Here is an 11,493-nt window from a genome sequence, read left to right as displayed (position 1 = left end):
AAATCGCGGATTAGCCGTGCGAGAACGCGCTTGAGCGGCGCGCAGACGAGATGGCCGCGCAAGCCTTGGCTGCTAGAACAAAACTCTTTAGGCGGTTACGCCCCCATTGCAATAGGAGGCGATGAAACCAAAGAGCAGCGGGGATCCATGGGACTTGACGAGTTGACTCATCACTTGCCAAACCGGATCTGATGCTGGAGACCAACTACCATCCAGCGCCGCGGGTCGATGTTTTTACGCGTCCCAAATACATATCGGCGTTAATGTAGAGAGAGCTGCCATCGTCTCCCCAGGCGCAGTTGCCGGTAGCTTCGCCGGTGGCGATCGTGCCGAGATGCGTTCCATCAGGAGCGAAGATGAAGACCCCGCCGGGCGCGGTGGCGAAAATGTTTCCTTGCTGGTCGACTTTCAGACCATCAGGCAAGCCCTTCTCTGTGGCGACCCATTTCGTCGCGTCAGAAAAGATTTTGCCTTCGCTGAGAGTCCCGTCTTCTCGTACATCATAGACCATCCACAAGGCCGCCTTGGGATCAGACTGCGCGACGTAAAGCTTCGTTTCGTCTGGACTGAAGGCGAGACCATTGGGAAACGTCAACTTGTCGTTGAGCAGCGTCAGTTCGCCTTTGGGGGTTAGACGAAAAATGCCGGAGTAGGCAAGCTCTCGCGCTGGATCTTGTTCGGCGAGCTCCAATCCATAGGGCGGATCGGTAAAGTAGAGATCGCCATTTGACTTGAAAACGCCGTCATTGGGGCTGTTCAAACGCTTGCCACGATACGAGTCAATTAGTACGGTTTGCTTGGATGCGGCGTCGATTCCCTTCAGCCGCGCGATCTGTCGGTCGCCATGTTGGCACAAGACCAGATTGCCTTGCGCGTCAAGCAGCAGGCCATTGCTGCCCGGTTCGGTACCGCGACGTACGGCCCCGCTTTGTCCAGCTGGTTTCAGAAAGAGCGAGAGTCCTGACTTTTCCGACCAGCGCATGATCGAGTCGTTGGGAATATCAGAGAAGAGCAAGCATTGAGCTTGGGGAATCCAGACCGGTCCCTCGCTCCACTCAAAACCGCTCGCCAGTTTCTCAAGTTTGGCGTCTGCGGGGATTATCGCGTTGATCCTAGGATCCAAGCGAATGATCTTGCCGAATGCAGGGTAGTTCTGTGGGGATTCGGCGCGGCCAATGTTGAATGTGGCCAGCAGCATTACGCAGGCGCCAAGGATGCCAAGTTTCATGAGAGTTCACCAGGGGATGAGTCGTGATACGGAGTCGCTGCGTCGACCACTGGGGGATCGACCTTAACGAACAGCCAGCAAACGGCCGCTGCCAGAAATACGAAGATATTGATCAAAAACAACTGGTCATAACCGGCGAGAACCGCCGATTGCCGTTGCAGCGGCGACAGTAATTCAATGGTTGTTTGCAAGCCCGCGGCGCTATGAATCAGGGAAGTTTGAATTAGCGTACCAGTGAGCCAACCAGCGAAGGCGGCGCCGAACGTACCAATCATATTCATGCTGGCCGCGGCGACCCCAGCGTTCTCTTGCCCGATATCCTGACAACTGGCCCAAGCCGAACCGACCGTCAGATCAATACAAAAAGCGGACAGCGCTACCATCAGACAGAAAAGATGAATGTTGGGACTCCAGTAGGCGCCAACCCAGAGCAAGCTGCAACCCAGCATGGCGGCCACTCCCAGACGTTGTCGTGCTTGGGCGCGCGTTGCTGTCCGTCGCGCGAACCACGAGACGAGAAACCCGCCCGCCAAACAACCAACGGCGCCTAACCAAAGCGGGGCTCCGCAATAGATCGCTCCCAGCAAATCCCCTTTTTGCAGTTGAAATCGCTCCTGCAAATAGGCCGGCAGATAGGTAATGTTGAAGATCCAGACAAAGGTCACCAACGCGTACATCAGGCAAAGGGCATGCAAGCTACGCGTGGTCAACAGCATTGACCAAACGATCTTGTGCGACTCTTTCGACGTTTTTCGATCCTGTTGAATTAGGGTTAACTCGGCTTCACTTACCTGAGAAAGTTGGGCAGGCGAGTTGCGAAACCAGTAGGCGAACCCGATGCACCAGAGAAAACCGATTCCTCCGAACAGAAAAAACGCGCCACGCCAATGGAGCGGGGCGATAGGGAAGAGGGCGTTGCCGACCAGAATCGCCCAAATCAGCGGAGTGATTCCTCCCATCAATCGTCCGGTCATCCAGATGGTCCCTTGGGCAAATTCCCATTCGCGTTTAGGAAACCAGTCGTGGATGGCCCGGGTGATGTTGGGATAGGCGCCGGCTTCGCCAGCTCCGAACAAAAATCTCAGCACAATCAACGTGCCTAGGCCGCCAAAACTGATGGCGCCCCAAGTGAGGCCGATGCATCCAGTTAAAATAGTGCAGGCCGACCACCAGATGACGATCCGAATCAGCAGACTTCGGGGACCAACACGGTCTCCCAACCAGCCTGACGGAATCTCGAACAGAGCGTACGCCAGTGCAAATGCGGTGAACGCCCACTTCATCTCGGAAACATCGGTCAGTCCGATTGCCTGACTGATCTCGGGCGCGGCAGCGCCGAAACAGACGCGGTCGAGGTACGTGATCATTGAAAGGACGCACAGCAACAACAGCATCCAATAGCGGATCCGCGTCGCCGGCGCCTTGGCTTGATCACTTTGCCGAACTTCAGCGCGATTCGCAGACGCGGTGTGCATTGACGAAATCCTCGTTCAACGTAATTCCTAGTCCCGGGCCATCGGGCGGGCAGATCCAACCGTCGATTGCCTGAATTTTCTCGTGCGTCAGTTCATGACGGAGCGGAGAATCCTCGACACAATCTTCAAACAAAAAGGCATCACGACAGGTCGTTAGCCAATGCAAGCTGGCGGCTGCGGTGACAGGACTCGTGTAGCAATGATTACAGGGCCGAGCGCCGATCTCTTCGATCCGCTGGCGAATATAGGACGCCTCGGTGAAGCCGTTCCGCGATAGATCGACCTGGTAGATGTCTAGACAACGGCCATCGATGAGGGGACGAAACGCTTGTCGTCCGCACTCTTCTTCACCTCCGGCGATGGGTACCGGCGAGCGATCTCTTAGCCAGCGATAACCTTCGTAGTCGTCGGGATGGAGCGGTTCTTCGAGCCAACCAATCTTGTAATCTTGAAACGCATGAGCTCGCTGGAGAGCGGTTCGCGCATCCCAAACACAACCGGCGTCAATCAGCAGCGTACCATCCGAGCCAAGTCCCTCACGGGCTCCTTGCACCAGATCGACGTCAACCGCCTCGGAGGTTCCCATTGGTTCCCAACCGAACTTGACCGCTCGATAGCCTGCTTCGCGCCAGCGGCGACCGATGGCAGCGGTTTCGCCGCCATCTTTACCAAACAGGATCGATGCGTAGGCCTGGATCCGATCATGCTGCTTTCCGCCAAGCAACCGATGGATCGGCTCTCCAAAGTATTTCCCTTTCAGGTCCCACAGCGCCATATCGATCGCCGCCATCGCGGTGATGGTGACGCTGCGGCGACCGCAATACATTGTGCGACGATACATCTTTTGCCAAAGACGATCGGTCTCGAGCGGGTTTTCGCCGACCAACAGATCGCGCAGGCCGGTAGCGATGTTATGACTGAAGGGAGCATCGATAACCGCTTTCACCATTTCTGGGGACGAGTCGGCCTCGCCAATTCCTTCCAAGCCGGTATCGGTGAGAACTCGAACCAAAACGGAGTCTTGGCTGCTGGCTGTTTTGGCCTCAACTTGAGGAATTCGCAGAATCTGGCAGATGATTTGGGTGATTTTCACAGGTGGGCTCATTCAGAAACAAACTAGTAATCGCAACGTTTACGAAGTTACACGTCCTACGACAACAATGTGCTGACCACGGGGGACAACCGCGGCCCAAGCTTGCGCCAAGATAACGCCGTCAACTTGAGCGCGAACTTGCCAGGGAGGCATGTCGATATGATCAAAGTCATGTAGCAGGCCAACGACGTCTCCTTGCTTGACCGCAACCCCGCAATCGATCAACGGCTCAAAGTGACCATCAAACGGCGCGATGCAATAGCAAGCACGATCGACTGTTTCCAGCTTCAATTGCGTCCCGGACTTGTGGTATCCAATTGGTTCGATCTCCCCCCGCAATTGCTCATGATGGATCGCCGCCGCCATCACGCCATGTCGAGCGTAACGAACCCCTTCTAGGTTCACCGCGCGTCCCCAACCCAGCTCGGTGCCGACGGTGATCTTACCCAGTCGTTCAGCTTCGCTCGGCAACAAGCCTGGCGTCGCATTCTGGTAAACCATCAAACAAGGCGTACCAAACCAGCGAGCCGTCTCTTCGATTGCTTTCGATAGAGCAGGATCTTCGACGGGGTGAAAGCTAGAGCAGATCGCAAACCGGGCGACATCGCCGCCGCTATGTAAGTCGATCACTACGTGCACGCGGGGCCAAATATACTGACGGACGAACGCGGCGATGCGATGCGTGATACCAGACAAAGCTGGAGTCGTTCCGGCGCCTTCGACGAAAGCGCGGTTTAGATTAACTCGATCATCCAGAGAACTCTCTCGCGTACCTGCGCGAAAAGCCGAGGGATTTAATACGGGGATGAGGATGATGCGACCGATGACCTGATCGGTGTCGATCTCTTGCATCAGTTTCTTGAGTGCAACCGGGCCTTCGTATTCGTTGCCATGGTTGGCGCCAAAGGCGACCAATCCGCGATCAGCGGCGGCATTCTGACCGACCCACACGGTAAGCGGCATCAAATGGTCGCCCCAGATGCTGTCATGTTCGAGCGCGACCCAGTAGTCGCGTCGCCCCGGAGAATCCAGATCAATCTCGGCAGGGCGAACGATTTGTCGCAGGCTGTTTGGTTCTGACATAACCGTGTTGTTTCTGTCCGCGCGGGACTAGGAGAGAATGTCGTTCAATACATGACCATGAACATCGGTCAGGCGAAAGTCTCGACCAGCATAGCGATAGGTTAATCGCGTATGATCGAACCCCAGAAGATGCAGAATCGTGGCGTGCAAGTCATGCACGCTGGTCGGACGTTCGACCGCTTTAAAGCCAAACTCGTCGGTCGCACCGTAGGCAGTACCACCGCGAACGCCGCCGCCGGCCATCCAAACAGTAAAACCATAATGATTGTGGTCGCGGCCTAGCGTGGTGGCGCCGCTGCCGTTGAGTTCGACGGTTGGCGTGCGCCCGAACTCTCCGCCCCAGATGATTAGCGTATCTTCAAACATGCCGCGGCGTTTCAGATCGGTCATCAGCGCTGCAATCGGTTGGTCGATCTCTTGCGAAAGCTTGCGATGGCTCGGCTCTAAGTTGGCGTGATGGTCCCAGGCATTGCCTGCATCGTGCCAAAGTTGAACGTAACGCACGCCGCGCTCCAGCAGGCGCCGCGCAATCAACGTTTGTCGACCATGAATATCTTCGCCATACAATTGACGCGTTTCTTGCGTCTCTTGATTGATGTCAAACGCGTCGGCCGCTTCCATCTGCATCCGGAAAGCTAACTCAAACGAATGGATTCGTGATTCCAGGCGAGGATCGTGCCGCTGCTCGCGATGTTCGTTGTTGAGTTGATTTAGTAGTGCCAACTGGCGACTTTGCATCTCTGTCGTTGCGTGGTTGCTTCGAATGTTCTCGATTAGCTTGTCAAGTTGTTCATGCTTCGAGTTGATATAGGTTCCCTGCAGGCTGCCAGGCAAAAAGCCCGATTGCCAGTTAGCGGCGCCGCTAACCGGTTGGCCATTGGGACACATCGCGATAAATCCCGGCAGGTTCTGATTTTCGGTTCCCAATCCATACAATGCCCATGAGCCGACGCTGGGTCGCGGCAAGACCGAGTCGCCGCAGTTCATCAGCATCAGCGAAGGCTCATGATTAGGAACCTGGACGTACATCGAACGGATCACCGCGATGTCGTCGCTATGTGCGGCCGTCTTGGCGAATAATTCGCTCACTTCGAGCCCGCTTTCGCCATACTTTTGAAACTTAAACGGCGATGGCATGCAGGCGCCGGTCTTCCGCTCTGTCGCTAGCGACATCGGCGGAGCTTGTCCGGCATATTTCTGTAGCATCGGCTTCGGATCGAACGTGTCAACATGCGAAGGACCGCCGTTCAAAAAGAAGTGGACAACGCGTTTGATGCGGCCGGGAAAGTGCGGTTTTTTCACCGCAAGCGGTGATTCGGCAGCGACGGCATTCGCCAGCGCAGGAGCAGAGTCTTGGAGGAGCGACGATAGCCCGAGCATCCCTAGCCCGATACCGGATCGCTGCAGCATCTGTCGGCGATTGATCGATTCTGAATGGTTCATTGGCATCATGGCTAATCCACAAACAAAAATTCGTTAGAAAGCAGGAGCACCTGAGCCAACTGTTCCCATGGATCCAGCAGACGTTGACGCTGGCCGGTAAAGTCGTGCTGGGCATCCCACTGAGGAAGCGGCGAGTTGCTGGATGTGACGTTGCTTTGCGACAGCGCCTTGATCTGCGGCGACCAGAGATGTTGATCACTATTCAGTACTTCCAGGATGTCGACGACAAAGTCGAGCGACTCTCCTTGTTTCAACTCAACAGAGGAGACATCTATGGTCCGTGTCGTGTTATGAACCAGTTCTTTGCGAAGGACTTTGCCGCTGCTGGTCAAGACCCAGCAACGGATTCCATCGGCGACTGGCTCGGCATGCTTCACCGTCGAATTGACGGCGTAAATTCCGTCGGCTGGCGCCGTCCAGCGACGAACGATTGCATGTTGTAAGTTATTGCCGGGATGACCGCCGTCAGCCGTAATCTGAGCCCAGCCATGTTGGGCGTCGGGCCATGACGCTGCTCCTTGCCAAGCGGCGCCGGTGAAGTAGGGGAGGGGACTGAAGTTCAGCAGTGTTCCGCTCGCCGGCTCAATCTCACCATACCCATACGTCCAAGCCGCCTCTGTTGTAAGAGTTTCGCCGATATCTGGCTTGTCTAAAGCCGCTGGCACAAACTGAAGTGCGGCGGTTAGCTCGGATGAACTTGGGGACCTCTGCAAAATCTGGTGAAACAAAAACTCGACCGATGCTTCTCTGCTCGCCGTAGGCTGCTCGCGGATCAGCGCAGCGACCGATCGCGCACGATCAGCGATAAATGAATGATTGAGTGCAAATAACGCTTGTTGCGGAACCGTCGTTTCTGAACGCTGCGGCGTGTGCAAGTCGGGATTGGCGAAATCGAATGTCTGCAGGATGGTCGGTAGCGATTCTCGCTCGATCTGGCTGTAAATTGTGCGTCGTGCTCCGTCCTCTTTCACGTCGAATAACGGATCTCCTTTGCCACCGGATCTGCGATTCAATTCATCTGCGACCAGCAGACTGGCGTCTCGAAACTGCTCGAAGGTCAGCCGTCGCGGGTTCATCCTCCAAAGCAATCGATTCTCGGGATCGGCCTGGCTCGCTTGTGCGTAGGCTTCATCGTGCGCCGGTCCGGTTGATTGTTGTTGATAGGCGGCCGACAGCATGATCTTGCGATGCAAGTCTTTGGTAGACCAGCCGCCGTCAATGAAAGTGCGCGCCAGCCAATCGAGCAGTTCGGGATGGGTCGGCGGATCAGCCCGCAAGCCGAAGTCGCTTGGAGTGCGGACGATCCCGTGGCCGAAATGGTGCATCCATACTCGATTAACCCAGACTCTCGCAGTCAGCGGATTGTCAGCCGCGGCGATCGCTTCGGCCAGTTCAAGTCGCCCGCTGCCTTGTTTGAACGGTCGTCGATCGTCGTGCGAAAGTATCTCGAGAAACCGCATCGGCACTTCGTCGCCAGGATTGTTGGCGCTGCCGCGTCGCAAGATGCGCGGAGTGAGGATCGTGGGCTTATCTACCAATTGAACTGCATGCGGAATCGTTTCGGAATTCGCAAGGATCCACTGATCGTACGCCGTTTGCAGTTTCCACATCTCAATGCAAGAGCCCGTATCGAAGTCAAATTCGATGTTGATAAAGTCGAGATCAGGAATCACGCAAGGAGACCCTGGGGCATACAAAACTTTACGTAGCTCTTCTTCCTCGCGATTGGCCAAAGCTGTCGGCAACGGATTTCCTTGCTTCACTGCCGCCGCCAATTGTTCGTCCCACTTGCGACGAACCTCATGAAAGATTTGAGCGTATCGCGCGACCATCTCAGCGCGTGTAGCCGGCGGCGTTACAAAAGCTTTGTCGATGATCGGATGAATCGGCAGTGAAGACTCGCGTAATTTCGCTAGCGCGGTGCGGGCCTGCTCAAGAAAGTTTTCTTCCGGCAGTTCCCTAAGCTTGGACCAGATAAGGAAGGCCGGATGCTGCGATTTCTCTGCCTTTGTTAAGTATCGCTGCCATCCCCAGACGGTCGTGGGGAGCAAATCCTCCTTTGACAGGATCTGGCTGAACGCTTGCTGCGGATACTTGTCGAGCTCGAATTGCGCCTGCAGATATTCACCGACGCGACTTCTGGCCAATTCGGCGAATTCCTGGCGTGTTGCCTGCAAGCCGAGCTGTAGTTTGGTCTGACGATTTTTAAGTTCGGCTTGAACTTGCTCATCTGCCTCCTGCTCAAAAATCGGTACGGTCTTTTCCGCCGAATTCTGAAAGACGCCGTAGAGCGAGTAGTAGTCGGCTGTCGGAATCGGATCAAACTTGTGATCATGGCAGCGGGCGCAACCGACGGTCAGCCCAAGTAGGCCGCGGGTGACCACATCAATCCGATCGTCGATTATGTCAGATTCAACTCCCAGAAAACGACGTCCTAGCGTCACAAATCCCATCGCGGCCGCTGACTTGGGATCATTCGGAGCCACTTGATCAGCCGCAAGCTGGAGCCGCACAAATTGATCGTACGGCAGGTCGCTGTTGAACGCTTCAATGACCCAGTCTCGATAGTGAACTGAGTTAACGAAGAATCGCTCTTCGCGGCCGTAGACGTAGCCTTTCGTGTCAGAGTAGCGTGCGACGTCTAGCCAGTGCCGCGCCCAATGTTCTCCATAAGCAGGCGATCCCAGCAGGCGATCGATCAACTGTTCATAGGCGTCTGGTCGCGGGTCGACAAGGAACTCTGCGACTTCTGTTGGCGACGGCGGCAAACCGGTTAGGTTGAATGTTGCACGGCGAATTAAAGTGCGTCGGTCCGCTGGCGGCGAAGGGCTAAGCGAGGATTCTTCTAGCTTGTGAAGGATAAATCGATCAACGTTGTTCTGCGGCCAAGATTCCTCTTTCACCTCTGGCGGTGATGGAGATGAAATCGGCTGAAATGCCCAGTGCTCTCGCTTGGCGGCGTCATCGAGCTGGGGGAGATTTGACTCGGGCCAGGCTGCGCCGGCATCTATCCATTGACGGAGTAGGTCAATTTGCGCCTGCGACAATATCTTGCCGCTCGACTCCGGAGGCATCTTCTCTAAATTGTCGTTAGATGAAATTCGCTCGATCAAGATACTCTCATCCGACTTGCCGGGGACGATCACCGGGCCGCTATCTCCTCCGTCGATAGCGAACTTGCGAGCGTCGAAGCGCAGGCTGCCCCATTGCTTTTTCGGCCCGTGACACTCGTAGCAATTCTCTACCAACAGGGGGCGAATCTTCTTCTCAAAATGCTCTGTCGCTTCGGCAGACATATCGCCAGGCATTTGGGCGGCAAGTTGTCGAAGAAACTCACCATTCGACGCCAGAGAGATCCACGTCAGCAGAAGAGTCGCCAAAAGGCGAGTCGGTATTGCGACTGTGTCCATGTTGCGAGCGTAAGTAGGGATGGGAATTCTTTCAATCATTTTAACGGCAATTATCTGCTATCTGCGAGGACGTGCCGACGTTGGTGGAGCGACGTCGAATTCGATGGAGAGAGGCGACATATTTCCTGCGACAACTTCTAACTCTTGCGGCGGAAAGTCGATGTATCGTGTCTCATCAACGATGATACCCGGCGGCGAAGGAGGAGGAGCTTCGATTTGACGGCCGGTTTTTACTGCGCCGGATACCCGAACAATTTTTTTACCCGGCAGCATGGTTTGCGAAGAATCAAGCTGGAACTTTCCGGCTGAAATCGTCGTGCCGCGACTGGGCCCGACTCCATCGGCCGGCATAAAAACGATGCTGCCGCTATCCAATGGTTTTCCGTCATAGGTGACTTCACCTAAAAGTGGTGCGTTACCTACATCGCACCCGACCATGAAGAGGATCCCAGCGATCCAAGTCTGTTTCCAATACCAGGCAGAACAGGTGCAGTTCGCCATTTGTGTCATCCATAGTGATTGAAGAGAAGTAGGAGTAGATTGTCCGCCGTCTTGGTGACGGATTATTTTTTGGTTTCTAGCTCGACGTCGGCCCAATAGGCCGACGTCGAAATTGTGACTAAGAGCCCAATCCTTTAGAAACCAGGAAATAGGACTTCGTTGGTTATTGCCTGCGGAGTTCCCAAAGCGCGCCAGATGTTCAATTCGATTGTCTCGCCCACAAAATGGACGCTTCCATCCCCCGCTAGTAGATTTACGCCGCCGGGGTGATTGCTGCGGGGAGTGGTGATCATCTGGCGATCGCTCCACGAGTTGAATGCGCCGACACAAGGGGCTTGTGCCGTTGATACGCAGTGGCCGTTACGGGTTTGATCTGGCGTCAGATCTCCCGGCGAGTAGTTGTGGTGGTAATAGGCGCCTTCAGGATAGTTGGTTCCCCGTTGATCACCGGTCGAGCCGTTGGGGTTTACGTTGATGATTTCCGACATCATCGCAGTGTTTGTGGTGCCGTCCGTCATATCGGCCAGTCGAATTTTGCTGTCCGAAAACAACACCCCTTTTTCGGCGCGAGGACGTAGATTGTCATGCGCCGCAGCCCCTTCTCGACCGGGCCCGATGCCGTTGTTCGCTACGTAGCTGCGATGGGCAGCAAAGTTGAGCCAATTGTCAACGTTCGAGGTGTCGGAGGGGCAGAGATAAGCTTCCAACTTCGTCCCGGTAACAATTTCGTTGGTCGCATTTCCACCGCCGAAACCGGCGTTTAAATTGGCCGAATCAAACAGCGAGTTTTGTTCGAGAAACGGCAGGAGATAAAGCGCCCAAATGGATTCGTCAGCGGCGGTGTTGGCCACGACGCCGACATTGCCTGGAGGAAGTTTGCCGTACGTGTCGTGATGCATGTGCAACGCCAAGCCGATCTGTTTCAGCTTGTTGGTGCAATCCATTCGCCGCGCCGCTTCGCGGGCCTGTTGGACTGCCGGCAGCAACAGCGCGATCAATACTCCGATGATGGCGATCACCACCAACAGTTCTACGAGCGTGAACCCGCGACGACGATTAATAAAGACCGAATTCAGACGACTCATGACAGACTCCAGAGAAAAGAAAAGAATCGGAGCTACGAAAAGGCGATGATCTGGTTGGCAATCAAATAACACTCTGCTTATGGATTATGATCCCCAAAAGAGCTTACCAACTGACCACAGCTCGGATTGTCAACAATCTGAAATGGATTGTCAACAATTTTTTCTATCGACTTTT

8 protein-coding genes are annotated in these 11,493 nt (G+C 55.1%); all 8 read right to left on the bottom strand.

Annotated elements, in window-relative coordinates; genetic code table 11:
* Positions 1-205 precede the first annotated feature (205 nt).
* On the bottom strand, positions 206-1,228 hold the full coding sequence (locus tag SH421x_RS14570) for an SMP-30/gluconolactonase/LRE family protein (RefSeq protein WP_488849985.1): 1,023 nt from the start codon (positions 1,226-1,228) through the stop codon (positions 206-208).
* Positions 1,225-2,703, bottom strand: a complete 1,479-nt coding sequence (locus SH421x_RS14565) for an MFS transporter (RefSeq protein WP_488849983.1) — start codon at positions 2,701-2,703, stop codon at positions 1,225-1,227. The genes SH421x_RS14570 and SH421x_RS14565 overlap by 4 nt, the downstream gene beginning before the upstream one ends.
* The gene (locus SH421x_RS14560) at positions 2,675-3,796 is read right to left on the bottom strand and encodes a mandelate racemase/muconate lactonizing enzyme family protein (protein ID WP_488849981.1); all 1,122 of its coding nucleotides are present in this window, start codon (positions 3,794-3,796) and stop codon (positions 2,675-2,677) included. Before SH421x_RS14560 ends, SH421x_RS14565 begins: the two co-directional genes overlap by 29 nt.
* A gap of 39 nt (positions 3,797-3,835) precedes the next feature.
* A complete protein-coding gene (locus SH421x_RS14555; protein WP_488849979.1) occupies positions 3,836-4,879 on the bottom strand; it encodes a M14 family metallopeptidase in 1,044 nt (347 codons plus the stop codon).
* A 27-nt stretch (positions 4,880-4,906) separates the two neighbouring features.
* A complete protein-coding gene (locus SH421x_RS14550; RefSeq protein ID WP_488849977.1) occupies positions 4,907-6,322 on the bottom strand; it encodes a DUF1501 domain-containing protein in 1,416 nt (471 codons plus the stop codon).
* An 11-nt stretch (positions 6,323-6,333) separates the two neighbouring features.
* Positions 6,334-9,702, bottom strand: coding sequence for a PSD1 and planctomycete cytochrome C domain-containing protein (locus SH421x_RS14545; protein ID WP_488849975.1), 3,369 nt, complete (start codon positions 9,700-9,702; stop codon positions 6,334-6,336).
* An 87-nt stretch (positions 9,703-9,789) separates the two neighbouring features.
* Positions 9,790-10,233, bottom strand: coding sequence for a hypothetical protein (locus tag SH421x_RS14540; protein ID WP_488849973.1), 444 nt, complete (start codon positions 10,231-10,233; stop codon positions 9,790-9,792).
* 134 nt (positions 10,234-10,367) lie between these two features.
* On the bottom strand, positions 10,368-11,318 hold the full coding sequence (locus SH421x_RS14535; protein ID WP_488849971.1) for a DUF1559 family PulG-like putative transporter: 951 nt from the start codon (positions 11,316-11,318) through the stop codon (positions 10,368-10,370).
* Positions 11,319-11,493 lie beyond the last annotated feature (175 nt).

This window comes from Blastopirellula sp. SH421 (assembly GCF_057808535.1).
This window is presented reverse-complemented; position numbering and strand designations above follow the sequence as displayed.

Excerpts from the sequence above, each read along its gene's own strand:
- SH421x_RS14570 (WP_488849985.1), bottom strand. The coding sequence starts at position 1,228 with ATGAAACTTGGCATCCTTGGCGCCTGCGTAATGCTGCTGGCCACATTC.
- SH421x_RS14565 (WP_488849983.1), bottom strand. The coding sequence starts at position 2,703 with ATGCACACCGCGTCTGCGAATCGCGCTGAAGTTCGGCAAAGTGATCAA.
- SH421x_RS14555 (WP_488849979.1), bottom strand. The coding sequence starts at position 4,879 with ATGTCAGAACCAAACAGCCTGCGACAAATCGTTCGCCCTGCCGAGATT.
- SH421x_RS14550 (WP_488849977.1), bottom strand. The coding sequence starts at position 6,322 with ATGAACCATTCAGAATCGATCAATCGCCGACAGATGCTGCAGCGATCC.
- SH421x_RS14540 (WP_488849973.1), bottom strand. The coding sequence starts at position 10,233 with ATGGCGAACTGCACCTGTTCTGCCTGGTATTGGAAACAGACTTGGATC.
- SH421x_RS14535 (WP_488849971.1), bottom strand. The coding sequence starts at position 11,318 with ATGAGTCGTCTGAATTCGGTCTTTATTAATCGTCGTCGCGGGTTCACG.